The organism is Corynebacterium pseudodiphtheriticum, from assembly GCF_023509295.1.
Lineage (GTDB): Bacteria > Actinomycetota > Actinomycetes > Mycobacteriales > Mycobacteriaceae > Corynebacterium > Corynebacterium pseudodiphtheriticum.
Genome location: NZ_CP091864.1, coordinates 1,864,093 through 1,889,057, shown reverse-complemented (window position 1 = coordinate 1,889,057; position 24,965 = coordinate 1,864,093). Strand labels below are relative to the sequence as shown.

Below are 24,965 nucleotides of genomic sequence, written 5' to 3'. Positions count from 1 at the left end.
TTTAAGCGTAAGTAGCAGGAATAGCCTGTGGAGGGGTTTTAGCGCTGATTGCAATGTTCGGATGTGAAGAAGCAAAAGAGCGAGTTTGCCGTAATGCGAGAGGGTAAACTTTTCCATTGTATGAGCATAGAAGTTCTTTCTTCAGAAAGGCACCTGATTTCATGACTGATGGCAACCGTGCGACTGAAAAAATTACTTTTCCGAGGGTATTATACATACTGGTTTTACTTGCTATATCCTCGCTTTTTGGTCTATTTTTATTTTTTGCTACGTATCGAAACATGTTGGCAAGCTTTTTAGTGGTTATAGTTATCCTCTTATTATGGCTCGGGTGGGAGAGACTGTCTCGTAAAAATCTTGTGTATGCGCATCAAGAGGTGAATGCACAGAAAATGCCTTTGCCGAAAAGGCTTGTAACAGTTAGCTTGCCATTTCTGTTCTTCATTATCAGTCAACTTGGGCCAGAACAGAATGTATTCGCAGCGACGACGGCTGTGCTTGGAATGATAACAGTATTTAGTATATCGCTCGTTAATAGCTAACTGAATAAGTCGTACTATTATGAATGTTTGCTGAGGATACTTGGCGAGTTTCAACGGTACCGATGCCTGGGCCTAGCGAGGGTGTCCGATTTTTTGTGTGCGGGGCTTTGGTTTACAAATAGTCCGCGAATCGATCCGGGTAAGCCACGGCTAGTTGGTTGATGGCTTGTTTCCATCCGGTGGCTTTCGCTCCTTCAATATAACCGTTGCATTCAATTTCACGCTTGGCTTTCTTCGCTCGCTGGGCAGCGCGCTTGTCTTCGATGTTGCAGATCATCAGCCACAGCGTCTTTAGTGCGGCAGTATCGTTCGGGAATTGACCCCGGTTACGGGTAGCTTTACGCAGTTTAAGCGTTGAGCGATTCGATCGAGTTGGTGGTGTAGAGCACTCGCCGGTTCGCAGCTCGAATCAGGTGCACAATACAAGTCTGCACCATAAAATTCGGCCAGGTTGCCTCCACTGCTTCCGGCAGGCCTTTCAGCCCATCGCAGCACACGATGAATACGTCTTGGACACCGCGGTTGGCCAGATCCGCGCACACCGATGCCCAGAATGACGCACCTTCATTGTTAGCGATCCATAATCCCAGGATGTGCTTGATGCCATCTATATCGATGCCCACTGCCATATAATAGGCCTTGTTGACCGCGCGGTGACCGTCGCGGATTTTCACGCGTAGCGCATCGAGAAAGACTACTAGGTAAAACTCATCACACTGGCGGTTGTGCCATACCCAGAATTGACGGTCTTGGTGTACGCCCCGTTGCGGTGATTGCTCTCCTGTGCGGGGCCAACCTGGGCTTTTGCCTTACGGTCGGAATGGCTATAGCCCAAATGCGCATCCATCTCTGCCTGCAGACCAGCGTTGATCGATGCCTGCAGCAGGCCTTTGACCAGTTCGCTTGCATCATCGGTGGAAGTCGACAGCTCGCTGATCAGGCTGGCGAGCTTGAGGGTTTTCCATCAGTTTTTTGCTGATTTCGGTGACCCTTGTCGGGTCATGGTTTTTCTTCGGTGACACGGTAGTCATTATCGGTGAAACTCCTTCTAGATCGAGCCTCACACACAAACTTCCTGACACCCTCAACAAAACTTGGGACACTTCAGTTTGTCGCACTGTAGCCAATCGCAAACGTAACTAGTCCCGCGAATCCAAGGCCTATTGCGGGCGCCATATGTCCTAGGAAGAGACAAAACGCTGAAGAGAGGTAAAAAATCGTAGCTATGCAAAATGAGCATACGCCTATTTTTGATGGTCTTTCTACCGATGGGTGCTTCGGGTTTTGACTCCCTGCAGAATACGCAGCACTACCAGACAATATTGCTGCACTCGCTACCACTAACAGAGGAAACCACATATTATCCACTTTTCTTTAATTTAATTACCGCAGTTGCTTACCTTTTTGTTCCGGGAGCTGGAATGCAGCAACGGCAGCGACCGCGAAGCTCAGCCCGAACAGCGCGAATAACAATCCTTGTCCGCCGATATTCAGAACAACAGGCACCAACAGTGGAGCTAAGATCGATGCCAGGCGGCCGAACCCAGCCGCGGCACCAGTTCCTGTCCCGCGCAGCGCCGTCGGGTAGAGCTCCGGCCCAATTGCGTATAGCGCGCCCCAGGCACCCAAGTTAAAGAAACTGAGCAAGCATCCGGCGATAATGATCGTCGCTTCGGTGGAGCTGAAACCATACAACCCAGCTGCCATAGCAGAACCCGCCAAAAACGTCGCCAAGGTTGCCCGCCTGCCCCAACGCTCAATGAGCCAGGCAGCTACTGCATAGCCTGGAAGTTGTGCCAGGGTGATGATCAGCGTGAATCCGAAAGATTTCACCAGGCTGAAGCCTTGCTCATGAAGCAGCGACGGAATCCAAATAAAGGCGCCGTAATACGACAAGTTGATGCAGAACCAAATGATCCACAGGTTGCGGGTACGCGACCGCAAAGATGGCGACCAAATGGATTTTCCACCCCGCACACTGGATTGTTCTTGCACGTCGTCGGTACGCTTGGGCAAGCGTTTGGCTTGCCATTTCAGCCGTGGGGAATCCTCAAATTCCTGCACTACTTTTTCTGCTTCGCGTGTTTTCCCGCGGCTTTCCAAGTAACGCACGGATTCTGGCAGCGCCATTCGAATCACCAGACCATAGATGGCTGGGATGCATCCTAACGCCAGTGCCCAACGCCAACCGTTGTCGCCAGAAGCCACCACGAATGTGCCGATCACCGCAGCGAGAATCCAGCCCACGGCCCAGAAAGCTTCCAGGACCACAACCATGCGTCCGCGGATAGAACGCGGCGCGAATTCGGCCACGTAGGTCGAGGCCACAGGCAGTTCCGCACCCAGACCGAGTCCGACGATAAAACGCAAAATGATCAACACCGCCAGCGAACCAGCCAGGGCAGACGCGCCCGTCGCCAAGCCATAAAGCAACAGCGTGGCGGCAAAGACTTGCCGTCGGCCGAATTTATCCGCCAACAATCCGCCGAGCGTAGCGCCAATGGCCATGCCCACAAACCCGATGGAGCCCAACCACGATGCTTGCCCAGGCGATAGTCCCCACTGGGCGACGAGCGCGGCCATCACGAACGAGATCAGACCAACATCCATGGCATCGAGTGCCCAACCAATACCGGAGCCGCCGAGTAGTTTTCCGTGCGCACGCGTCAAAGGCAGTTGCTCAAGCCGTTGGCTTCGGGTGAGTTGTTGTGCGCTCGCTGTGGCCTTGCCAGATTTCCCATCGGAGCTGGAGGAGGAATTCATGGCTTATAGGCTACTCCAACGGTATGCCTGTACTGCGCGGGGATCTCAGGGCTAAAGCCAGCAGATAGGTCGCGATCTTGGCTAAGGGTGCATAATTGAGGGCATGACTCGTCTATTTGGAACCGATGGTGTCCGTGGCCACGCTAATGAGGTACTCACCGCTCCGCTGGCTTTGCGTTTGGGCGCAGCAGCGGCAGAAGTACTGACTTCGCAACGCGATAGGCAGGGGCGTCGTCCAACTGCCATCATTGGCCGTGACCCGCGTGTTTCCGGAGAGATGCTCGCTGCTGCGATGGCTGCAGGCATGGCTTCTCGTGGGGTGGATGTGTTGCGCGTAGGCGTACTTCCCACACCCGCGGTGGCGTTTCTTACCGACGACTACGGCGCGGATATGGGCGTGATGATTTCTGCTTCGCACAACCCGATGCCGGATAACGGCATCAAATTTTTCTCCGCTGGTGGGCGCAAGTTGCCGGATCACGTGGAAGACGAAATTGAAGCGCGCATGAATGTATTAGCGGAGTCCGGCCCTACTGGCTCTGCCATTGGGCGCGTGGTTGAGGAATCTCCGGATGCACATGAACGATACCTGACGCATTTGCAAGAAATTTGTGCGACGGATCTTAGCGGCCTGCACGTTGTCGTCGACTGTGCAAATGGCGCCGCTTCTAAGATCGCTCCTGAAGCCTATGCGGCAGCTGGGGCTCGCGTCGATGCGATTTACAACGCGCCTAATGCCTACAACATCAATGATGACTGCGGTTCTACGCACATCGAGAAGGCACAGGCAGCCGTGAAGGAATATGGTGCGGATTTGGCCTTATCGCACGACGGTGATGCGGATCGCTGCTTGGCTGTCGATGCCGAAGGCAATGTCGTCGACGGCGATCAGATCATGGCGATTTTGGCCGTTGGCATGAAAAATGACTCTGACCTTCGCCACAACACGTTGGTAGCCACGGTCATGTCGAATCTCGGACTGAGCCTGGCTATGGAGCAGCAAGGAATTGAGATGATCCAGACCAAGGTCGGCGACCGTTACGTTGTGGAGGCACTGCATGACGGTGGGTTCGCCTTGGGCGGAGAGCAATCCGGTCACATCGTTCTGCCAGAGCACTGCACGACTGGTGACGGCACTTTGACTGGTTTGCTGTTGATGTCGCAGATGGTCAAAACCGGCAAGAGCTTACAAGAACTTGCTGGGGTCATGACGGTGCTTCCGCAGGTGCTGATTAACGTTCCGGTCTCGGATAAATCTGTGATCATGGGCAACGACGACGTCCGGGCGGCTATTGCCAAGGCTGAAGAAGAGCTGGGCAACGGTGGACGTGTGTTGTTACGGCCTTCTGGTACCGAGGAATTATTCCGCGTGATGGTGGAAGCAGAACAAGAAGAAACTGCACGGAAAGTTGCAGGTCAACTCGCGGCTGTGGTCTCTGCAGTATAAAAATTCCCCGAAAATATTTCTCCGGGAACCGCACCTCTACTTCTGCAGTCCAATATGGGCGAGAGAAAACGTTGGATGATTCTGCTCGTCTTTCTGGGTAAATAGTGCACATTATGTGCCCCCAGATTTGCAGTGGAGAAAAAGGAGGTGCGGTTTTTCATGTCTAATGTCGATTTTGACTATGAGGCATTGCGTGAGGGATTCCGCCACGTAGTTCATGCTGATAATGAGCACCAGCACGCGCATGCTGCTGACCGGCCGGTTTATCCCTCTCAGGCTGCTGGTCAGGGTTTTAGCCATTATGGTGCGCGTATTGCAGCAGCACTCGAAGCTGTGCATGCGCAGGGGAGTGCACGGATCTACCGACGCCAGCAAACTGCGCAGTCGGGCATTGTAGAATGCGATAATTTCTGCGTCCGAGATGACCACAATGCAGCACCATTTAGTGCACAGCAGGTGGGACGGGTTCGATGAGCGTAGCGATTAATCGATTACTTAATGATTTTCAGCAGTGCTTGGCAGAACTTTCTGTAGTATCCGGCGGTAGTTATCAGCCACCGGTGGGTGTTGTGGATACCATGCGGGAAGCTGCTGGCAGGGTAGATGGACTGGATTCTTCGCAACTGGTAGCTCAGTCCTCGGCAGCATCTGGGGCAAGACGAGATAAGGGCGATGGATTCAGCTACGTCTTAGACATCTTGACTGCCGGTTCGGGGATGCAGCTTGCCGGAGGTCGTCTGGAAGAAAGGTTGCGCGATTTTCAGTCGGATCACGAAGAAGATGAAGTAGCGAGCAAGAAGTTCACCGATGATGCTCAGTCCTGCGGCACTGCCGTGGACGATATCCGCGATAGTTCAGAAATTGGGTTATCAGAGATTCTGGGGTCGGTGATACCAATCATTCAGTTGGTGACCCGTTTGCTGCGCCTGCATCCGATCATGCGGATTACCGGCATGGTGGGAACGTTGGCCAGTATGGTGATCGAACCTGCGGTGTCGGCGTTCATGCGCATGATTGGTGATCGAGATGATGCTATCTGTGGCTGTTATGAAGAGTTTTTGCGTAGGTGTGAGCAGCTATGTGAAAAAGAACTCGTCGAGCCACCAAAGCAGGGGTCGGAAGCATCCAGCCCGGCAATAGGCGGCAAACAAAACACTGCAGAATCTACCTCAGCAGTGGAAAAACCAGAAGGTGCTCCGCCAATCTCAACTGCCTCGTGCGAACCTGGGACACCGAGCCAGCCGAGCCCCTCAGTTGGCCAAGCGGAAGGTAAGACGGCCACAGAGCAGAAACTAGGTCCGACCGGGACAAGCGGCTCCGCTGCTGAGTACTGCGAAACGTCCGGGGCCTCCCAAAAGGTCACAGATGAACAGCTACGGACAGAGTGCGTGCCAAACACACCCGAGCCACAACTCACTCCGTTGCCAGAGCCTGAGCAGCTGGATCCCGCAGCACCACTAACGCATACGGCTAGTTCCGTGCAGCTTGGTTGTGAGGTCGCCAAGTCATGCGTCGGTGAATTGGCTCGGGTAGGTCTTGGGATGGCAGTGATGGGGGCACAGCTGGTGCAAGATCTGGCTGCTGAGTGTTTGGAGCAGCTTCGTTGCGAGGCTGTTCCATCCCAGCCAGAAACCCAAGGTATAGCGCCTGACCAGCCGTCAGCGCAAGAACCACAAACGGTGCAAGCTGCTGAGCCTTGTGCACCTTCTAAGCCGTGTGAAACTGAAACTGCACCAGAGCCGGAACCGGAACCGGAGTGCCCACCTGAACCAGAGCCGGAGTGCCCACCCGAGGAAAAGCCGGAACCACAATTGGAGCCTGAGCCAAAACCAGATCCTCAACCACAACCGGAGCCTGAGCCGAAACCAGAGCCGGAACCAAAAGACGAGGTTATTGAAAAACCAATGCCGGAACATTCTGTGGACAAAAAGCAGTTCCATTCTGGTCCAGCACAGGTAGCACCGGAGACGCAGTCGAAACCAGAACCTGCACCAGAGCCGGTGCAACCATCGCAACCTGCAACCCCAGCCCCGCAACCCGAACCGGAGACACCTGCAGAGCCCGATCATTCTGCTGCTCATGAGCCAGGTGATGGAGAAAAAGAAGCTGAGAAAGCAGGCGGCAACACGCACAGAATGGGACAATGGTAATGGAATTTCAAGAATTCGCTGAAAAATTCCGGGAGCGCACAGCTAAGCGCCTGCTGGAATTTGAAAACAAGTTAGAAAAAGCCCAGCAAGATTTAGAAAAACAGGCAGAAACGCAAGCTAAAAAATCGTCGGATCCGCAGCAGGGGCGTGGCCGGACTAGCGGCGAGTACGGTCCGCCGCAGAACCCACAGCAGGCCCGGACAAAACGAGCGAGCCCAACGGCGAATCGAATAAGCCACATGCGGGATGCGGCGGGAGCTGCTAGGCCGCGGCAAGTGAAATCTGTGTTGCGTCGCGGACCTGGCTAAAGATGAGGGATTACTGGATTAGAACAGCTTGCCCAACAACCCAGAGGGTTTTTGCTCTTCTTCCAGCTCATCGCCGGTAACACTGCTGAATCCTTTTCCGTCCGCTTCTGGATCAGAAAAATCGGAGTATTGTTTGTCGTCGTTGAGCTGGTGCAGCAAAAAGCCAGTGACCAGGCCTCGCGCGGTTTCTACGGCAGAAGCTTTTCCTATGCCAATGCCTAAGAAAAGCTTCCGTAGGGTGTCTTCACTAAACGTTGCTTGCTTGCCATTATCAACCGCGCGGTAGCAGACTGGGCCGTTCCAGTTCTGTGCCATCTGTGGTGGGTTACCAGCGGAGAAAATATCGGTATCTTCTGGGCCGATGATTAAGCCTGGCTTGTCAATATATTTAGCTGCGTCTTGTGAAGAAGGTGAGGTTTGTGCAGGGTACAGTGCGGCTACGCATTGCACCTTTTCATTTTCCAAGGCTGCAAGCACAGCGGCACCGCCGCCCATTCCGTGGCCGATTACACCTAACTTGTTTGGGCTGACAGTGATATTGCCCTGGCCTAGTTTCACGCCGGCAGCAATTTGCAACGAAGTTTCTAAATCAGATGCGAAATCTCGGTGATCTGGCCACATACCCATTTCGGTTTCAGGTGCGACCACTACAATGCCCCAGCTAGCCAAATGCCGCAGGGTATGGCGGTAGTGTTTCAGCGAAATCCGCCAGTCATGCCCAAAAGCAACGGCAGGCAGAGAATTGCCTTCGGCTGGGGCATAAACTTTGCCGGGTAGGCCGGCATAATCTAAATCGCCGACCAGCACACGGTGCGGGCCGCGCTTGGACACGTTTGCTAGCTGCTTTTTAAGACTCACACAGAACAGCCTAATGTATAGCGTCCTGTATAGCGACGACGAGTAAGAGGCGCGCCATCACGATTTTTCTACGTAATGTAGTATCCAGCTCATGTGTGGAATCGTTGGATATGTGGGACACCCTGGCGCTGACCGTGAGTTTTATGCTCTTGACGTGGTGATGGAAGGCCTATCACGCCTGGAATACCGCGGCTATGATTCCGCTGGTGTTGCAGTTTATGCAGACGGTCAGATCGCCTGGCGTAAAAAAGCTGGCAAAGTTGCTTCCCTGGAAGCAGAATTGAAGAAGCGACCGCTGCCGGATTCCATTCTCGGCATCGGTCATACGCGCTGGGCTACCCATGGCGGCCCCAGTGACGTCAATGCGCACCCACACGTGGTGGGGAACGGCAAAGTCGCCGTCGTGCACAATGGCATCGTCGAAAACTTTGCGGAAATCAAACGCGAGCTAAAAGACAAAGGCTATAACTTCGTCTCAGACACGGACACCGAGGTCGCAGGCACCTTGCTTGCCGACGTTTTCGCTACCGAGGCCAACGGAGATCTGGCAGAAGCGATGCGTCGTACCGCTAGCCGGTTTGCGGGTGCATTCACCTTGTTGGCCATGCACGTTGATCAACCTGACCGGATTGTGGCTGCCCGTCGTGACTCGCCGTTGCTGATTGGTCGTGGTGAAGGCCAGAACTTCCTGGGCTCGGATGTTTCTGGATTTATCGACTATTCCAAAGATGCCGTGATCATCGACAATGATCAGGTGGTTACTGTTACTGCCGATGACATCGAGATCACCGACTATGACGGTAACGTCGTCGAGCCGCGCGAATTCAAAGTGGAGTGGGATGCAGAATCCGCAGAAAAGGGTGGCTATGCCTCGTTCATGGACAAAGAAATCCATGACCAGCCCGCTGCGGTTCGCGATACCCTGATGGGCCGTTTCGATGAAAATGGCCAGCTCTCGTTGGATGAGGTGCGCATCGACGAGTCGATTTTGAAATCAGTCGACAAGATCATCGTGATTGCCTGCGGTACCGCAGCTTATGCCGGGCACGTTGCTCGCTACGCGATTGAACACTGGTGCCGCATCCCGACCGAGGTTGAATTGGCGCATGAGTTCCGTTATCGCGACCCGATCGTCAATGAAAAGACCCTCGTCGTTGCCCTGTCACAGTCTGGTGAAACCATGGACACGCTCATGGCTGTGCGCCACGCCCGCCAGCAAGGGGCCAAGGTTATCGCGATTTCGAATACCCGTGGTTCCTCGATCCCGCGTGAATCTGACGCAGCGCTTTACACGCACGCAGGTCCGGAAATTGCGGTTGCTTCCACCAAAGCCTTCCTGGCGAAGATTGCCGCAACCTATTTGTTTGGTCTCTACCTTGCGCAGTTGCGCGGCAATATGTTCTCTGACGAGGTGCATGCCGTGCTCAACGAGCTGCGCCAGATGCCGGAAAAGATTCAGCAGGTCATTGATGCTGAGGGCGATGTGAAGTCTATCGCGGAGAAGATGTACGATGCGCGCACCGTGTTGTTCTTGGGCCGTCACGTCGGTTTCCCGGTTGCGCTTGAGGGTGCGTTGAAGTTGAAAGAGATCGCCTACTTGCACTCCGAAGGTTTCGCTGCAGGTGAGCTCAAACACGGGCCTATTGCCTTGGTAGAAGAAGGCCAGCCGGTTTTCGTTATTGTGCCATCACCACGTGGACGTGATGTGCTGCATTCTAAGGTTGTCTCGAACATCCAGGAGATCCGAGCCCGCGGTGCAGTAACTATTGTGATTGCCGAGGAAGGCGATACTGCCGTGGAGGATTACGCTAACCACATCATTCGCATCCCGCAGTCGCCGACACTTATGCAGCCATTGCTGGCCACCGTGCCGCTGCAGATTTTTGCCTGCGCGGTGGCTGAAGCAAAAGGTTATGACGTCGACCAGCCACGTAACTTGGCGAAGTCCGTCACCGTGGAATAAGCCTGCACCGTGGAATAGATCTGGTGTGCATAAACCTGAGTTAAGCAACCCGCCGTCGCCGGAAAGAGCAAAGCCGAACGTATGAACATGCTGCGCACTCGCATCGACTTGGATGCCATCGCCCACAATGTCCGTGTGCTTAAGCGGGCGGCAGGCGAAGCGCAGCTGATGTGCGTCGTCAAGGCTGACGCTTACGGTCACGGTATGGAGCGCGTGGTTCCGGTAATGGAAAAATCAGGGGCTGACCTTTTTGGTGTGGCCACGATCGCCGAAGCCCAACGCTTGCGTGAACTCGGTACAGAACTACCGGTCATGGCGTGGTTGTGGGATGCCGCGAGCCAGGATGCTGCACAGGTAGTTGCAGATGCTCTTGCCGACGACATCCAGTTGGCTGCGCCATCATTAGATCACCTGGCCGTGCTCGTTAACGCTGGCATCCCTGCGACGATCACGCTGAAAGTCGAAACAGGGATGCATCGCAATGGCATTGATCCCGCTGATTGGCAGCGTGCCTTCGAGATGGCGAAAAATGCCCCACACCTGGACGTGCGCGGGTTGATGTCACATCTGGCGTGTGCGGATGAGCCGGATAATCCCGCTAATACCGCACAGCTTGAGCAATTCCGCGCCGCAATTAGGCAAGCGCGCGCCATGGGCTTGGAGGTTCCGGTCAACCATATAGCTAATTCGGCCGCGACCGTGCAGCTCCCTGATACTCATTTTCAACAAGTTCGCCCGGGCCTTGCCTGCTATGGGTTGCAACCCGCTGTTGGTTTCGCGTATGACTTGCGCCCGGCGATGACTTGGGCCGGTACTGTCGTTAACGTCAAGCCCATTACCGCAGGTGAAGCCGCTTCCTATGGCTTGACTTGGCGGGCAGGAAAGACGGGGTATTTGGCGGTTATTCCTTGTGGCTACGCTGATGGTTTGCCACGCAGTATCCAGGGGCATCTTGCGGTAGGTATTTCTGGGAAGTGTTATCCGCAGGTTGGGCGAGTATGCATGGATCAGATTTTGCTGGATCTTGGCGAAAACCCCTTCGGCGTGCAACCGGGTGATGAAGCAGTGTTGTTTGGGGAAGGTGGCATGTCTGCCACGGAGTTAGCTGATGCTACGGGAACTATTAATTATGAGATCGTGACTCGCCCTGGCGGGCGCACTGTTCGCGAGTATGAAGGGGGAATCCAGCTATGAGTGCATTGTCGCTACTAGATTTTTCGCAGTCTGGCACCGTCGAGTTGCCCACCGCTGATGCCACTCGTGAGTTCGGCGCATATCTCGGCTCTACGCTGGTTGCTGGTGACGTCGTTATCTTGGCAGGTGCTCTCGGCGCCGGAAAAACTACGCTCACCCAGGGCATTGCCCAAGGGATGGATGTGCGTGGCAGGGTGACAAGTCCCACCTTTACTATTGCGCGAGTGCATCGAGCGCGTCGGTCAGAGGCCCCAGATTTAGTGCATGTCGACGCTTACCGTTTGCTCGGTGAATCTGCTCACCAGCCCGTGTCTTCAGCCACCGAATCACCTGTGGGGCAAGAGCTAGATGGTAGCACTGCTGCAGCTGATCCTTGGGGAGAGCTGGACGCACTAGATCTGGATACTGATTTAGAAACTTCCGTCGTGGTTGCGGAATGGGGAGCGGGGTTGGTGGAAGCTCTGACTCGTCGTTATTTATTGGTTGAGCTGGATCGCGAAACCGCAGCGGTGAGCGATCCGGATTCTGAAACGCGTATCATTACCTGGCGTTGGGTGGAAAACTAAGAAGTTGTCGCCACAATGTTGCTAAGGGGATGTTAGGCGGAAACCCCGTTTCTTGGAGCTGTCGGGCTACGCGCTATCCTTGAGACAGATTGCACGGCAAAGACCCCATGTCTGTTTTATTTTTAAGGAGCTTGTATGCCGAAAAACGGCGGAGCCATCATCGGTACCCTTGTTGCACTGTTCTGTCTGGCCTTGGCAACTATGGTTGGGGCAGCTGCATTGGCACAAGACGATTCCGCGCCGAAGGAATCGTTCGCTGGGACTCTACATAAGGTAGAACAGCAAGGTTTGTCGACCACCGGCATTTCGCCAGCCGATCTTTTCGGCGAGGAATGGGTTGCTGGAACCTTCGTATGCCCCGGTGTTACGGAGCAGGAATTGTTGGTTAGTGGTTTGAACCCGGCAGAGTTCAACCTGGTCAACGGTGAGATTGACAAGCACGATAACTACTTGCTGGTAGCGAAAGAAAACGGTGAGTACCACGTGGAGAAGATGTCCATTCACAACGTCAACCTCTGCACCATTCCGTTGCAGGGGCCATTCCAAACCCAGGCCATCATCCACTTGGAAAAAGATGAAGAAGGAACCTGGAACTTCATCGGGTAATTATGTCGTTTAGTCCTTCCACATCGTCTTCTCGGGGTACCGCGGATCACCGTGTGCTGGCCCTGGATACTTCGACACCCACACTGGTGACAGGCTTGGTGCACACGCTTGCCGACGGCAGCAGTGATGCCACTGAGAACGCGGTGGAAAACACCCGCGCGCACAATGAGCTGCTGATGCCAACGATTTTCCAGTTATTGGAATCCAATGGAAGTGAATTGCACGAGCTTACCGCCATTGTGGTTGGCTGCGGGCCCGGGCCATTTAGTGGTTTGCGTGTGGGCATGGCGACGGCTTCTGGTCTCGGTCATGCTTTGCAGGTGCCGGTGTATGGTGTTTGTTCGCATGATGCGATTGCCTGGCGCGCCCAGCAGGCTTCTGCTTCAGCAGAAGAGCATTTATTGGTCGCCACTGATGCGCGTCGTCGAGAGACCTACTGGGCGACCTATCGTGGTGCCCAACGCGTCACGGGACCGGAAGTCGGGCCCGCCGAAATCTTGCAGCCGGAAGTTTCCCGTGTGCTGGCCAACCCGACTATTGCTGCGCGGCTGCCGGATCGTTTGCGGGCGCTTGCTCAGCAAGAAGAGGTTCCGGCGGTTCCTAGTGCTCGTGGACTGGTTGCGGTGGCGGATTTCGCAGTTGCCCCGCAGCCGTTGACTCCGTTGTATCTTCGGCGCCCAGATGCGAAAGTACCAGCCGCCAAACCGGTTTCTGCCGCGTTGCGTTGGGCTGAGCAGAACAATAAATGAGCAGAAACAACCGATGAGCAGAGCAACCAATGATGGATAGCCAAGGTGGCGGGAACTCGGCTCGCAAGCGCCCGAGCACACAAGCCGCTGGCCCTGCGAGCCTGGCTTTGGAACAGCTGCGTCTCCGTGAACTAGGTCCGGCTGATGCGCACCGGTGCGCGCAGCTAGAACGCGAGTTGTTTGCTAATGAAGACCCCTGGACGGAAGCTGATTTCCGCGCGGAGTTTGCCTCGGCGCATACCTTTTACTTGGGGGTGGAAGGCGTGGCGAGCCAAGAGCCGGGCAAGCCTCCGGCGCGCGTTCTAGTGGGGTATGCAGGTTTGGCGCAATTGGGGCCAAGTGATGATCCAGAGTTTGAAATTCATACCATCGGAGTTGATCCACGAGCGCAGCGTCGCGGTGTGGCCCGGTTACTCATGGATAATTTTTGTTATGTTGCGGATCGCGTCTCGGCGCCGGTGTTTTTAGAGGTCCGTACTGACAACGAACCCGCGATTGGCCTGTATCGAGCCTATGGATTCGACACCCTGGGGCTTCGAAAAAACTATTATGCGGGTGGCGGTGATGCTTACACGATGCGTCGGCCAGCGAACGGTCGGCCAGCGAACCCAGCGGAATTGCAGCGAAAGGACGCTCCATGATTATTGCCGGAATTGAATCCTCATGCGATGAAACTGGCGTCGGTATCGTCCGCTTGCACACAGATGACGGAAATTCTGCCAGCACCCAACCGCGCATTGAGGTTTTGGCCAATGTAGTGGCAAGTTCTATGGAACAACACGCGCGTTTTGGTGGTGTCGTCCCAGAAATTGCGTCTCGGGCGCATCTGGAAGCCCTGCCGCAGGTGATGCAACAAGCATTGGATGAGGCTGGCATCGACAAGCCCGATGCCGTGGCTGCCACCATTGGTCCGGGTTTGGCAGGTGCTTTGCTGGTTGGTGTCGCTGGTGCGAAGGCATACGCTGCGGGGTGGGGCGTCCCGTTTTATGGCGTGAACCATCTGGCCGGCCATGTTGCGGTAGCGAACTTGGAAGGCGAGCAGCTCCCGCATGCCGTCGCCCTGTTGGTTTCGGGCGGGCATACCTCATTGTTGGAAGTTGATGCTGCGAAACAGCAGTACCGGGAACTGGGTGCCACGCTAGACGACGCTGCTGGTGAGGCTTACGATAAAGTCTCGCGGTTACTAGGTTTGGGGTATCCGGGTGGGCCATTGATTGACAAGTTGGCGCGAAAAGGCACGGTCACCGTTGATTTCCCACGGGGGTTGTCCCGGGCGGAGGATTTGCGCGGTGAGCATCGTTATGATTTTTCCTTTTCCGGTGTGAAGACTTCGGTGGCGCGGTTCGTGGAAAAAGCTGAGCGCAATGGTGAATCGATCAATGCCGAGGATTTGTGTGCTTCTTTCCAGGAAGCTGTTTGCGACGTACTGACCAAAAAAGCTGTGCTGGCGTGTAAAGACACTGGTGCTAACACGCTATTACTTGGTGGTGGAGTGGTCGCGAACTCACGCCTGCGGGAGCTAGCGCAGCGGCGTTGTGATTCTGCAGGTATTAGTTTGCGAATTCCACGGTTTGAATACTGCACGGATAACGGTTTGATGATTGCTGCAGCGGCTGCACAGCAAATTGCGCATGGTATGCAGCCTGCAAACTGGGATATTGCCACTGATCCAGCGTTGGAATTAGGGGCAGACTAGCCGTTGGCAAGCGAATGGCAAGCGAGAGGCAAGTTGCTAGCGCTACGCTCAAGATAGTTGTCACTTAGCACCCGGGTAGGTAGAGTGCTAATAGGTTGTTTGACCCACAGTTGTTCACCCGCGACGACGGCTGTGCTGGACATCCACAACCGGCACATAACAGCTTCGCGTGCTGGTCACATAGGTGAGAGCACGCATTGGACCTGATTTCACGAAAGGAATCATCGTGGCAAACATCAAACCGCTCGAAGACAAAGTTCTGGTGCAGATTAAAGAAGCAGAAACCACCACGGCATCCGGCCTGGTCATCCCAGACTCTGCTAAGGAAAAGCCACAAGAAGCCACCGTCATCGCTGTTGGCCCAGGCCGCACCGACGACAAGGGCGAGCGCGTAAAACCAGACGTCAATGAAGGTGACACCGTCATCTTCTCCAAGTTCGGCGGCACTGAGCTGAAGTATGACGGCCAGGAATACCTGCTGCTTTCGGCTCGTGACCTGCTGGCAGTTATCGAAAAGTAAGGGGGAGTAAGCCACTATGGCAAAACTCATTGCTTTTGATCAACAGGCTCGGGAGCACCTGCAGGCGGGCGTCGACACGCTTGCGGACACCGTTAAGGTCACTCTCGGCCCTCGTGGTCGCAACGTCGTGCTGGATAAAGCATTTGGTGGCCCCCTGGTCACCAATGACGGCGTTACTATCGCCCGCGATATTGATCTCTCGGAACCTTTCGAGAACCTCGGCGCGCAGCTGGTGAAATCCGTTGCGGTGAAAACCAACGATGTTGCCGGTGACGGTACCACCACCGCTACGCTGTTGGCACAAGCTCTGATCTTCGAGGGCCTGCGCAACGTTGCTTCTGGTGCCAACCCTGTGGAACTGAACCGTGGTATTGCTGCAGCTGCAGAAAAAACCGTGGAAGAGCTGAAGGCTCGGGCCACTCAGGTTAATTCCAGCGCGGAAATTGCTCAGGTCGCTACCGTTTCCTCTCGTGACAGTGAAGTCGGCGAGATGGTCGCTGGCGCGATGGACAAGGTCGGCAAAGACGGTGTGGTCACCGTGGAAGAATCGCAGTCCATGGATTCCTCCGTCGAGGTCACCGAAGGCGTAGCTTTCGATAAGGGATTCTTGTCGCCATATTTCGTGACGGACCAGGAAACTCAGCAGGCCGTCTTGGATGATCCATACGTGCTGCTGGTGCGCAACAAGATTTCTTCGTTGCCGGACTTCTTGCCGTTGCTGGAAAAGATCGCCGAGGCTGGCAAGCCGGTGCTGATCGTCGCCGAAGATGTCGAGGGCGAAGCCCTGCAGGCGCTGGTGGTTAACGCTATCCGCAAGACTCTCAAGGTCGCTGCCGTGAAGGCACCATATTTTGGTGACCGTCGGAAAGCGTTCATGGATGACTTGGCAGTGGTTACCGATGCCACCGTGGTTGACCCAGAAATTGGTGTCAATCTACATGAAGCAGGCCTGGAAGTGCTGGGCTCTGCTCGTCGTGTCACCGTCGAAAAGGACGAGACCGTGCTTGTCGACGGCGCCGGTTCCGATGCTGCATTGGAGGAACGCCGCGAGAAGATCCGCCGCGAGATCGAAGCCACCGACTCCACTTGGGATAAAGAGAAGGCGGAAGAACGTCTGGCAAAGCTTTCCGGTGGCGTTGCTGTAATCCGCATTGGTGCTGCTACTGAGACCGAGGTAAACGAGCGCAAGCTGCGCGTAGAAGACGCTATCAATGCCGCACGTGCGGCGGTGGAAGAAGGCGTGATCGCTGGCGGCGGTTCCGCGCTGGTGCAGATCGCTGAGTCGCTGAAGTCTTATGCTGAGCAGTTCGAAGGCGAAGCTCGCGTGGGTGTGGAATCGGTAGCCCGCGCGCTGACCAAGCCGGCTTTCTGGATTGCCCACAATGCTGGTGAAGACGGCGCTGTGGTCGTTTCCCGCGTCGCGGAAATGGCTAATGGCGAAGGCTTTAATGCCGCCAACCTGGAATACGGCAACCTGATTGAAAGCGGCATCATTGATCCCGTAAAGGTTGCGCACTCTGCTGTGGTTAACGCTTCTTCGGTTGCCCGTATGGTGCTGACCACGGAGGCGTCGGTTGTTGACAAACCTGCAGAGTCGGAGAACTCTGAGGCTGGACACAGCCATCATCATCACTAAGCCGCTGCTTGCTAGCCAGTTGTGCACGATCTGTCGGCTGTGCTAACAATCTTTCTAGCGGGAATTTTCCTGAACCGCCGGAAGCGCCAGGGTAATAACCTGGTTCTTTCGGCGGTTTTCTGGTTTTGCGGTTCCCCTATGGCGCGGAGGCAATGTTCGGACTATCGCTAACGGAGAAAGATATTCTCTGCGGGGAGCCAGCAGAAATAGGGTCGAATAAATTATCGAAATTAGAGCAATTAATTTAACACGTGTTCGCACGCGGTTATATGATGGGACGAGAGTTTAGGTCGGCTTCGGCCGGAATGCCGCGCATGCACTTGTGTCGGCAAATTGGCCTGCAGTCAACGAAAGATTTGGGACGTGAGCGATTCTGATGAAGAACTCGCGCGGCTGGTTCCACTGGCAGTAGATGGGGATCGCCGTGCCATGCAGCAAGTCATGCGGATTATTCATCCGCAGGTGCTGCGCTATTGCCGCGCCCGTATCGGTGGCGGAAAAACTCCCACCGCCGAAGACGTGGCCCAAGAAGTCTGCCTGGCGGTAGCTAGTTCGATGCAGAAGTTTGTGGACCGTGGCCGACCATTCATGGCGTTTGTTTACGGGATTGCTTTTAATAAAATTGCTGATGCCCATCGCTTCATGGGAAAAGACCGGCTGCACCCTTCAGAGGAAATACCAGAAGAGCTGGATCTGATGCCCACCCCGGAGGACGCGGCATTGGAATCTGATGGTTGTAACGCAGTCCGCGGGATGCTCGATACTTTAAATGACAAAGCTCGTAATATTATCATCCTGCGCGTATTCGTGGGGCTGACGGCCGAGGAAACAGCACAAGCCTTGGGCAGCACTCCTGGCGCGGTACGGGTGGCGCAACACCGCGCGCTTGCGCAACTTCGCAAGCGTATGGAAAACGAGGATTCAAGGGAGTGAACGTGAACCAACGCGACTGGGAGAAAGACGATTTCTTCCTGGACCAGCTGGCGCAGGGCCAAGACCCTTCGCAGGGGAAGGACCCCCTAGCGGCAGCATTGTTGGGTTTGCGTACAGAAATCGAATCCGAGATGCCAGCTGCGCCAAAGCTTCCTGCAGATTGGGCAGTGGAACCCCACGCTGCGCAACCCCAAGCTGATGCTCCTGATGAGTTGGCTGACGCCCGCCGTTGCCGAGCTGCTCGCGGAACCCACCGCGCCCCAAGGAGAGGTTTCGGTTTTGGCACTGGTGCCGGTGCCAGCCGACGTTTTGGGTGGACTAGTGCCTTGGTGGGCGCCGCGGCCGCCACAGCATTGTTTGCGGTTGGAAGTTTGAGCGTTTATCACGCGACCCCGAATTCTCCGCTGTGGGGAATGCACCAGGCGCTGTTTGATGATGAAAAAGCAGCTCGTATAGAGCTTGCCAGTACCTTGCAACAGCTGGAAGACAGCGCTAACCGCGGTGATGAGGAAGCCACCCGGAAACTGATCGCTGAGGCCCGCACTTTGCTGGAAAACCTGCGTGAGCGCAAAGAAGCCAAGCAGAGCAAAGGCGCGGGAGAGAATAAAGACCGCGGTGAGCAATCGGACACTGACGGTAAGGCGGCGAAAACCAAAACCACCGTTACCCGTGTGCGACCGCAGCCGGAAGGCGAATCAGAACCGCAAACGGTTACAGAAACCAAGGAAGTTACCGTCACGAAGACTGTGGCTCCGGCACAGCAAAACCCACAGGCAGTGCCGGGTGGTGGCGGCCCGGAACCACAACCACGCCCGTCGGGTGAGCCGTCTGTTGGTGAGCAACCGCCTGCACAGCCACAGCAACCGTTGTCTCCAACGCAACCGGACGTCGAGTCGCGGGAAGACGGACAACGCGGCCAGGGTGGTCAGGGCGCAGGCGTATCCCCTGGAAATGACCACGCCGCCCCGGCTGGCCCGGAACACCAGGCGAGCACGCGGGGCGGCGCGTCTTAAAATAGGTGCTTGTTAATTCAAGTGCTTGCGGTTTAACCCATCAAAGAAACCAACTGCGTATTCCCAAGGGGTGTAGCGGTCGGTATTCGGTTGCGCGGAGGGCTCATGTACCGGCGCTAATTCACCAGAGAGGGTGGAGCGCATATTAGCGGCCATGATGTCCCAGTCGTAGTAGTGCTGTTCTTCGCAGTCCTCGCAGATGAAAAATATGCCATCGATGCCGAATTCCGGCAGGGTCTGTGCCATTTTGCGCACCATGCGTAGATCATGTTCTAGCATGAGGCGTTCTTCGTCGGAAAGCTCTGGCATGGGCTCGTCAGCATCGAGGAACGACGCCGGATCGTTCGGATCATCTGCGAAGGGATCGCGGGGCATATTCGAATCAAAGTCCACATAGCACACACTATTGTCAAAACCATTCATATTCAATTCCCCTTTCCGTTCCCTCCCGGCTACCCCTTTTTCTTGGCCAGCCATTACGATATAAGGACATAGCTAGACAGCTAGCAGCGGATGACAGCGGTCTGACAAACGTGAAGCTGGAAAAGGAGAATCTTGGGAATGACTGATCAACGCGTACACACTGGTGGAGATGACCCAAACAAGGTTGCATTGTATGGCCTGACCTTTGACGACGTGTTGCTGCTCCCAGCAGAATCGAACGTTATTCCCTCTGAGGTTAATGTTTCTACGCGGTTTAGCCGCAATGTGAACTTGGGCCTGCCAATAGCGTCCGCGGCGATGGACACGGTTACCGAAGCCCGCATGGCCATTGCGATGGCGCGGCAGGGCGGTATAGGCGTGCTGCATCGCAACCTCTCCATTGATGAGCAAGCACAGCAGGTTGAGATTGTGAAACGCTCCGAATCGGGCATGGTTACTGATCCGGTGACTGCCCGCCCGGATATGACAATCACTGAGGTGGACGACCTCTGCGGGCGTTTCCGCATCTCCGGCCTGCCTGTGGTCGACGCCGACGGTCGCTTGGTCGGGATTTGCACGAACCGTGATATGCGCTTTGAAGCAGACCCGAACCGCCTGGTGCAGGATGTCATGACGCCGACTCCACTGGTGGTGGCGAAAGAGGGCGTCAGCAAGCAAGAAGCATTGAGCTTGCTCAGCGAAAACAAGGTAGAAAAGCTGCCTATCGTTAACGAGGACAACAAGCTCGTTGGCCTGATTACGGTGAAAGACTTTGTGAAGACCGAGCAGTTCCCGCACGCCTCCAAAGATAAGGAAGGTCGTCTGTTGGTCGCTGCCGGTATCGGCACGGGTGCAGAGTCTTTCCAACGCGCCGAGGCTTTGGTGGAAGCTGGCGTCGATGTGCTTGTGGTTGATTCCGCGCACGCACACAACAACCGCGTGTTGCAGATGGTCTCGGACGTGAAAAAGGCCTTCCCGCAGGTCGACGTCGTTGGCGGTAACTTGGCAACGCGTGAGGCCGCGCAGGCCATGATCGATGCGGGAGCTGACGGCATCAAGGTGGGTATTGGCCCAGGTTCGATTTGCACCACCCGCGTGGTTGCTGGTGTGGGCGCTCCACAGATCACCGCGATTTTGGAAGCCGCCTCTGTTGCTGGCCCAGCTGGCATTCCCGTGATTGCCGACGGTGGCATGCAGTACTCCGGTGATATCGCCAAGGCGCTGGCTGCTGGTGCGGACTGCGTCATGTTGGGCTCCATGTTGGCCGGCACCAAGGAATCGCCTGGCGATATCGTTGTTGTGGGCGGTAAGCAGTACAAACGCTACCGTGGCATGGGTTCGATGGGGGCGATGCAGGGGCGCGGCCTGACCGGCGAGAAGCGTTCTTACTCCAAGGACCGTTACTTCCAGTCCGACGTGCGCAGCGAAGACAAGCTGGTGCCAGAAGGTGTGGAAGGCAAAGTTCCGTACCGCGGTGAGATCGACGCGATCACCCACCAGATCATCGGTGGTCTGCGCGCTTCGATGGGCTACACCGGTTCTGCTTCCATTGCGGATCTGAAGACCAAGCGCTTCGTGCAAATCACCGCGGCAGGCTTGGCGGAATCTCACCCGCACCACTTGCAGCAGACCATGGAAGCCCCGAATTACCGCTAGAACTACCGCTAAAGGAAGGCTAATTTCGTGCGCGAATATTCAGAGATTGGGATCGGCCGCGAGGCACGTCGTACCTACGAGCTAGCGGATATTTCTATCATCCCGACTCGTCGTACCCGCTCCTCGAAGGATGTCGATACCACCTGGAGCATCGACGCTTATAACTTCGATATCCCAGTCTGCTCGCATGCCTCTGATGCGCTGGCTAGCCCGGAGTTTATTATTGAGATGGGCAAGCAAGGTGGCTTGGGCATCATCAATGCGGAAGGGCTGTGGGGGCGTGTCGACGACCTCGCTGGCGCTGTCGAGGCCGTCACCAAGGCGGATAACCCCACCGAGTACCTGCAGAAGTTGCACGCGTTGCCGCTGGACGAGGAGCTGCTGGCTCGCCGTATCGCTGAGGTCCGGGAATCCGGTGTGACCGTTGCGGTGCGTGTTTCGCCACAGCGTGCGCGGGAGTTGGCACCGACGGTCATTAGCGCGGGTACGGAAATCCTGGTAATCCAGGGAACATTGATTTCTGCTGAGCATGTTTCTGCTGACGGCGAACCGCTGAATTTGAAGGAGTTCATTGGTTCGTTGGAAGTTCCCGTCATCGCTGGTGGGGCAGTTGATTACACCACTGCGTTGCACTTGATGCGCACGGGCGCGGCGGGTGTGATCGTGGGCGGCGGTGTGAACACCAACGATATTTCGTTGGGAATCAATGTTCCGAAAGCCACCGCGATTGCTGATATCGCCGCTGCGCGCCGGGACTACTTGGATGAGACCGGCGGCCGGTACGTACACATTCTTGCCGACGGATTGTTGAACAATGCTGGGGATATCGCCAAGGCTATCGCGTGTGGTGCCGATGCTGTCGTGCTTGGACCTTTGTTGGCGCAGGCCGAAGAGGCTGCCGCACGTGGTCGGTTCTGGCCGTCGGTGGCCGGGCACCCAAGCTTCCCGCGAGGATTCGTAGAAATCTATAGCGATCCGGTATTAGAACTGGGTGCCATGGACGAAGCCGAGGAATGGGATCCTACGGCGGTGGTTTTGCAGAACTTCCCGCTGGAGGTTGTGCTACACGGACCGTCGTCTGATCCGCTTGGCAGACAAAATCTGGTCGGTGGCTTACGTCGCGCGATGGCGAAGTGCGGGTACACCGATTTGAAGGCTTTCCAGAAAGTGGACTTGGCAGTGCGCTAATCCAGGTTTTTCTTGCGGCTTCGGGCTTCGGCGCGGAGCCGTTTTTCTGTACGCTTCGTAGCAACCTTTTTGCCAATGTCTTGCAGCTTTTTCAGCTTCGCCCGTGGTTCGCCGTCCTCGCCGGAGCGCTTTGGGCCGACGGTTTGCACCACTGACGCGGCGATAACCACACCGATGGCTACTAGTTTCAGCGTGCTGATGTTTTGCGCGAGTAGTAGCCACCCGAAGAATGCGGCGAAGACGGGTTCGAGGGAAATCAGAATAGAAAAGACATTGGGGGCCAGCCCGCGCAGCGCGATCAATTCCAAGGAATACGGCACCAGCGACCCCAAGATTCCGGTGCCAATGGCAAACCACAAGGTGTTGGTGGAGCTAATCAGGTTCCATGCGCCGCCAGCGCCCATCGGTAGCATCGCGACGCCGCCAACGACGAACGCCACGGCCAACCCGCCCTGGCCGGGCACCAGCGCACCGGCGTTTTTATTCGCCAGGATATAAATGGCCCAGAACAAGGCTGCCCCCAGCAGGAATGCCACGCCCAGTGGGTTGAGCGGGTTGCCGTTGAAAGCATCCAGACCCAGTAGCGCCATGCCGGTCATGGCGAGGACGACGCAGATGCCATCGCGCACAGACCGCGATAAAAATGCTGCCAGGAGCAGTGGGCCTAAGAACTCGATGGTCACGGCGGGTCCGAGGGGTACTAGGTCAATTCCGGCGTAGAAAAATCCGTTCATCAGGCCCAGCGATAGTCCAAGTCCGAGTACCCCGGCCCATTGTTGCCGGTTCCATTCGTGTACCCGCGGGCGCGTGATGGCCAGTAATACCACCGCCGCGACGAGTAGCCGCACCGCCGAGGTACCCCAGGTGCCGCCGTCGTCGAAAAGCTTCACTGCCAGCGCTGATCCCAGTTGCAGGGAGATGCACGAGCCGATGATGCACAGCACAGAGATCGGGTTTGCTGATGAAGCCATGGCAGTGATTATTCCGTTTGTATGATTCTTGCGTCCAGCCGGGGTTTTGCTAGTTTTCTTGCCACTCGTGGGGCTGGAAAAGCATTGTCAGCCTTGCACTAAATAACAGCGTGCGTCATCTAGGTTGTGGCAGTGAGTTAAACTATGGGGCGTGACTGATGCAGCAACTCCACGTCCTGTCCTTGTTGTCGACTTCGGTGCGCAATACGCGCAGCTGATCGCGCGTCGTGTACGCGAGGCGCAGATGTATTCCGAGGTCATCGCCCACGATGCGCCAATTGCGCAATTCCGGGAGAAAAACCCGGTTGCCCTGGTGCTCACTGGCGGCCCGAGCTCTGTGTATGCCGATGGTGCGCCGTCGTTGCAGCCAGAATTGTTGGAGCTGGGAGTACCGGTTTTTGGTATTTGCTACGGCTTCCAAGCTATGACGCACGCGTTGGGCGGTACCGTCGCCCAGACTGGTAAGCGCGAGTATGGCCGTACTGATTTGACGCTTGCCGACGGCTGTGGCGTGTTGCACGAGGGCTTGGCAGAGACCCACAAAGTGTGGATGTCGCATGGTGATTCCGTCTCAAAGGCTCCGGAAGGGTTTGAGGTTACGGCTACTTCCGAGGGTGCGCCGGTGGCTGCGTTTGAGTGCTTGGAAAAGAAGATGGCTGGCGTGCAGTACCATCCTGAGGTGTTGCACAGCCCGCATGGCCAGCAGGTGTTGGAGCGCTTCTTGACGCAGGTTGCGGGCTTGCAGCCGACGTGGACCCCGGGTGCTATTGCGGAGTCTTTGGTGGCTGATGTCCGAGCCCAGATTGGCGAAGGCCGCGCTATTTGTGGCCTGTCCGGTGGCGTGGATTCCGCGGTGGCTGCAGCGCTGGTGCAGCGCGCGATTGGTGACCGTCTGACTTGTGTGTTCGTTGATCATGGTTTGTTGCGTTCCGGTGAGCGTGAGCAGGTGGAGCAGGATTTCGTTGCCGCTACCGGTGCGCGCCTGGTGACCGTCGACGAACGCGAGGCTTTCTTGCGCAAGCTGGCCGGTGTGACTGAGCCGGAGGCCAAACGCAAGGCGATTGGTGCGGAATTCATCCGTTCCTTCGAGCGCGCGGTGGCAGGCGTGCTGGATGATGCTCCAGAGGGCGCTTCCGTGGACTACTTAGTGCAGGGCACGTTGTATCCGGATGTTGTGGAATCCGGCGGGGGATCGGGTACTGCGAATATTAAATCGCACCACAACGTCGGTGGTTTGCCAGATGACGTGGAATTCGAGCTGGTGGAGCCGCTGCGTTTGCTGTTTAAGGACGAGGTTCGCGCTGTGGGCCGCGAGTTGGGCTTGCCGGATGAGATTGTTTCGCGCCAGCCGTTCCCGGGCCCTGGTTTGGGCATCCGCATCATTGGCGAGGTCACTGCTGATCGTTTGGAAACCTTGCGTGCTGCCGATCTGATTGCCCGTGAGGAGTTGACTGCCGCCGGTATGGATGCCGAGATCTGGCAGTGTCCGGTGGTCTTGCTTGCCGACGTGCGCTCTGTCGGTGTGCAGGGCGATGGCCGTACCTACGGTCACCCGATTGTGCTGCGCCCGGTGTCGTCGGAGGATGCGATGACTGCCGACTGGACTCGCGTGCCGTATGGGGTGTTGGAGACGATCTCGACGCGCATTACCAATGAGGTTGCGGAGGTTAACCGAGTGGTCGTCGACGTGACCTCGAAGCCACCGGGAACCATCGAGTGGGAATAAGGAGTAGTTGAAAATGCTGGGCCTGAAGCTAGTTTAGATCTCAGCTTTCTTCAGGCA

At 56.0% G+C, this 24,965-nt stretch carries 23 protein-coding genes and 1 pseudogene; 19 read left to right on the top strand and 5 right to left on the bottom strand.

Features of this window, described 5'->3' with window-relative positions:
- Window positions 1–161 precede the first annotated feature (161 nt).
- Window positions 162–542 carry a hypothetical protein gene (locus tag L9H78_RS08440; RefSeq protein WP_249619835.1) on the top strand — a complete coding sequence of 127 codons (381 nt, stop codon included), beginning with the start codon at window positions 162–164 and terminating at the stop codon, window positions 540–542.
- A 112-nt stretch (window positions 543–654) separates the two neighbouring features.
- Here the strand turns inward: L9H78_RS08440 and L9H78_RS08435 are convergent.
- Together L9H78_RS08435 and L9H78_RS08430 are read right to left on the bottom strand one after the other, a co-directional pair.
- A pseudogene (locus L9H78_RS08435) lies at window positions 655–1,573 on the bottom strand (transposase).
- Window positions 1,574–1,925: 352 nt separating this feature from the next.
- Window positions 1,926–3,305, bottom strand: a complete 1,380-nt coding sequence (locus tag L9H78_RS08430) for an MFS transporter (protein ID WP_249619834.1) — start codon at window positions 3,303–3,305, stop codon at window positions 1,926–1,928.
- Between the two features lie 103 nt (window positions 3,306–3,408).
- Between L9H78_RS08430 and glmM the strand changes: the two genes are divergently transcribed.
- The 4 genes from glmM to L9H78_RS08410 all read left to right on the top strand — a co-directional run bounded on the left by glmM (window position 3,409) and on the right by L9H78_RS08410 (window position 7,210).
- On the top strand, window positions 3,409–4,752 hold the full coding sequence (gene glmM, locus L9H78_RS08425; RefSeq protein ID WP_249619833.1) for a phosphoglucosamine mutase: 1,344 nt from the start codon (window positions 3,409–3,411) through the stop codon (window positions 4,750–4,752).
- A 159-nt stretch (window positions 4,753–4,911) separates the two neighbouring features.
- A complete protein-coding gene (locus tag L9H78_RS08420; protein WP_035000469.1) occupies window positions 4,912–5,226 on the top strand; it encodes a hypothetical protein in 315 nt (104 codons plus the stop codon).
- Entirely contained in the window at window positions 5,223–6,902 is a 1,680-nt protein-coding gene (locus L9H78_RS08415; protein WP_249619832.1) for a hypothetical protein, read from the top strand. Before L9H78_RS08420 ends, L9H78_RS08415 begins: the two co-directional genes overlap by 4 nt.
- Window positions 6,896–7,210 (top strand): hypothetical protein, encoded by a 315-nt coding sequence (locus L9H78_RS08410; protein WP_249617662.1) that lies wholly within the window; start codon window positions 6,896–6,898, stop codon window positions 7,208–7,210. The genes L9H78_RS08415 and L9H78_RS08410 overlap by 7 nt, the downstream gene beginning before the upstream one ends.
- 18 nt (window positions 7,211–7,228) lie before the next feature.
- Here L9H78_RS08410 and L9H78_RS08405 read toward each other — a convergent pair whose 3' ends face one another.
- The gene (locus L9H78_RS08405; protein ID WP_249617661.1) at window positions 7,229–8,068 is read right to left on the bottom strand and encodes a dienelactone hydrolase family protein; all 840 of its coding nucleotides are present in this window, start codon (window positions 8,066–8,068) and stop codon (window positions 7,229–7,231) included.
- Between the two features lie 91 nt (window positions 8,069–8,159).
- Between L9H78_RS08405 and glmS the strand changes: the two genes are divergently transcribed.
- From glmS to L9H78_RS08350, 11 genes are all read left to right on the top strand, one after another.
- Complete coding sequence (gene glmS / locus L9H78_RS08400) at window positions 8,160–10,031, top strand: glutamine--fructose-6-phosphate transaminase (isomerizing) (RefSeq protein WP_249619831.1); 1,872 nt, start codon at window positions 8,160–8,162, stop codon at window positions 10,029–10,031.
- An 81-nt stretch (window positions 10,032–10,112) separates the two neighbouring features.
- Window positions 10,113–11,225, top strand: coding sequence for an alanine racemase (gene alr / locus L9H78_RS08395; RefSeq protein ID WP_249619830.1), 1,113 nt, complete (start codon window positions 10,113–10,115; stop codon window positions 11,223–11,225).
- On the top strand, window positions 11,222–11,791 hold the full coding sequence (tsaE, locus tag L9H78_RS08390) for a tRNA (adenosine(37)-N6)-threonylcarbamoyltransferase complex ATPase subunit type 1 TsaE (RefSeq protein WP_064834642.1): 570 nt from the start codon (window positions 11,222–11,224) through the stop codon (window positions 11,789–11,791). The genes alr and tsaE overlap by 4 nt, the downstream gene beginning before the upstream one ends.
- 135 nt (window positions 11,792–11,926) lie before the next feature.
- Window positions 11,927–12,397: a hypothetical protein gene (locus tag L9H78_RS08385; protein WP_021351942.1), complete on the top strand. Its 471-nt coding sequence runs from the start codon at window positions 11,927–11,929 to the stop codon at window positions 12,395–12,397.
- Between the two features lie 2 nt (window positions 12,398–12,399).
- Window positions 12,400–13,146 (top strand): tRNA (adenosine(37)-N6)-threonylcarbamoyltransferase complex dimerization subunit type 1 TsaB, encoded by a 747-nt coding sequence (tsaB, locus tag L9H78_RS08380; RefSeq protein ID WP_249619829.1) that lies wholly within the window; start codon window positions 12,400–12,402, stop codon window positions 13,144–13,146.
- A 116-nt stretch (window positions 13,147–13,262) separates the two neighbouring features.
- On the top strand, window positions 13,263–13,787 hold the full coding sequence (rimI, locus tag L9H78_RS08375) for a ribosomal protein S18-alanine N-acetyltransferase (RefSeq protein WP_249620774.1): 525 nt from the start codon (window positions 13,263–13,265) through the stop codon (window positions 13,785–13,787).
- Window positions 13,784–14,842, top strand: coding sequence for a tRNA (adenosine(37)-N6)-threonylcarbamoyltransferase complex transferase subunit TsaD (tsaD, locus tag L9H78_RS08370; protein ID WP_249617656.1), 1,059 nt, complete (start codon window positions 13,784–13,786; stop codon window positions 14,840–14,842). The genes rimI and tsaD overlap by 4 nt, the downstream gene beginning before the upstream one ends.
- A gap of 220 nt (window positions 14,843–15,062) precedes the next feature.
- Window positions 15,063–15,362: a co-chaperone GroES gene (gene groES / locus L9H78_RS08365; protein ID WP_126844147.1), complete on the top strand. Its 300-nt coding sequence runs from the start codon at window positions 15,063–15,065 to the stop codon at window positions 15,360–15,362.
- 16 nt (window positions 15,363–15,378) lie between these two features.
- Window positions 15,379–16,998 (top strand): chaperonin GroEL, encoded by a 1,620-nt coding sequence (gene groL / locus L9H78_RS08360; protein WP_027017538.1) that lies wholly within the window; start codon window positions 15,379–15,381, stop codon window positions 16,996–16,998.
- 363 nt (window positions 16,999–17,361) lie between these two features.
- On the top strand, window positions 17,362–17,931 hold the full coding sequence (locus tag L9H78_RS08355; RefSeq protein WP_249619828.1) for a sigma-70 family RNA polymerase sigma factor: 570 nt from the start codon (window positions 17,362–17,364) through the stop codon (window positions 17,929–17,931).
- A gap of 2 nt (window positions 17,932–17,933) precedes the next feature.
- Window positions 17,934–18,944 (top strand): hypothetical protein, encoded by a 1,011-nt coding sequence (locus tag L9H78_RS08350; protein WP_249619827.1) that lies wholly within the window; start codon window positions 17,934–17,936, stop codon window positions 18,942–18,944.
- Window positions 18,945–18,956: 12 nt separating this feature from the next.
- Here L9H78_RS08350 and L9H78_RS08345 read toward each other — a convergent pair whose 3' ends face one another.
- Window positions 18,957–19,337 carry a DUF5319 domain-containing protein gene (locus L9H78_RS08345; protein WP_027017540.1) on the bottom strand — a complete coding sequence of 127 codons (381 nt, stop codon included), beginning with the start codon at window positions 19,335–19,337 and terminating at the stop codon, window positions 18,957–18,959.
- Window positions 19,338–19,505: 168 nt separating this feature from the next.
- Here L9H78_RS08345 and guaB point away from each other — a divergent pair, with 168 nt between their 5' ends.
- The gene (guaB, locus tag L9H78_RS08340) at window positions 19,506–21,023 is read left to right on the top strand and encodes an IMP dehydrogenase (protein ID WP_023018999.1); all 1,518 of its coding nucleotides are present in this window, start codon (window positions 19,506–19,508) and stop codon (window positions 21,021–21,023) included.
- Window positions 21,024–21,050: 27 nt separating this feature from the next.
- On the top strand, window positions 21,051–22,211 hold the full coding sequence (locus L9H78_RS08335; protein ID WP_249619826.1) for a GuaB3 family IMP dehydrogenase-related protein: 1,161 nt from the start codon (window positions 21,051–21,053) through the stop codon (window positions 22,209–22,211).
- Here L9H78_RS08335 and L9H78_RS08330 read toward each other — a convergent pair.
- Complete coding sequence (locus tag L9H78_RS08330) at window positions 22,208–23,182, bottom strand: EamA family transporter (protein WP_249619825.1); 975 nt, start codon at window positions 23,180–23,182, stop codon at window positions 22,208–22,210. The two genes, L9H78_RS08335 and L9H78_RS08330, sit on opposite strands and share 4 nt — an antisense overlap.
- 151 nt (window positions 23,183–23,333) lie before the next feature.
- Between L9H78_RS08330 and guaA the strand changes: the two genes are divergently transcribed.
- Complete coding sequence (guaA, locus tag L9H78_RS08325; RefSeq protein ID WP_249619824.1) at window positions 23,334–24,908, top strand: glutamine-hydrolyzing GMP synthase; 1,575 nt, start codon at window positions 23,334–23,336, stop codon at window positions 24,906–24,908.
- Window positions 24,909–24,965: the final 57 nt, after the last annotated feature.

Bases quoted from the DNA above. Each gene is read 5' to 3' on its own strand.
- L9H78_RS08385 (WP_021351942.1), top strand. From the start codon at position 11,927: ATGCCGAAAAACGGCGGAGCCATCATCGGTACCCTTGTTGCACTGTTC.
- tsaB (WP_249619829.1), top strand. From the start codon at position 12,400: ATGTCGTTTAGTCCTTCCACATCGTCTTCTCGGGGTACCGCGGATCAC.
- guaB (WP_023018999.1), top strand. From the start codon at position 19,506: ATGACTGATCAACGCGTACACACTGGTGGAGATGACCCAAACAAGGTT.
- groL (WP_027017538.1), top strand. From the start codon at position 15,379: ATGGCAAAACTCATTGCTTTTGATCAACAGGCTCGGGAGCACCTGCAG.
- glmS (WP_249619831.1), top strand. From the start codon at position 8,160: ATGTGTGGAATCGTTGGATATGTGGGACACCCTGGCGCTGACCGTGAG.
- L9H78_RS08415 (WP_249619832.1), top strand. From the start codon at position 5,223: ATGAGCGTAGCGATTAATCGATTACTTAATGATTTTCAGCAGTGCTTG.
- L9H78_RS08440 (WP_249619835.1), top strand. From the start codon at position 162: ATGACTGATGGCAACCGTGCGACTGAAAAAATTACTTTTCCGAGGGTA.
- glmM (WP_249619833.1), top strand. From the start codon at position 3,409: ATGACTCGTCTATTTGGAACCGATGGTGTCCGTGGCCACGCTAATGAG.
- L9H78_RS08330 (WP_249619825.1), bottom strand. From the start codon at position 23,182: ATGGCTTCATCAGCAAACCCGATCTCTGTGCTGTGCATCATCGGCTCG.
- L9H78_RS08410 (WP_249617662.1), top strand. From the start codon at position 6,896: ATGGTAATGGAATTTCAAGAATTCGCTGAAAAATTCCGGGAGCGCACA.
- tsaD (WP_249617656.1), top strand. From the start codon at position 13,784: ATGATTATTGCCGGAATTGAATCCTCATGCGATGAAACTGGCGTCGGT.
- L9H78_RS08430 (WP_249619834.1), bottom strand. From the start codon at position 3,305: ATGAATTCCTCCTCCAGCTCCGATGGGAAATCTGGCAAGGCCACAGCG.
- alr (WP_249619830.1), top strand. From the start codon at position 10,113: ATGAACATGCTGCGCACTCGCATCGACTTGGATGCCATCGCCCACAAT.
- L9H78_RS08420 (WP_035000469.1), top strand. From the start codon at position 4,912: ATGTCTAATGTCGATTTTGACTATGAGGCATTGCGTGAGGGATTCCGC.
- tsaE (WP_064834642.1), top strand. From the start codon at position 11,222: ATGAGTGCATTGTCGCTACTAGATTTTTCGCAGTCTGGCACCGTCGAG.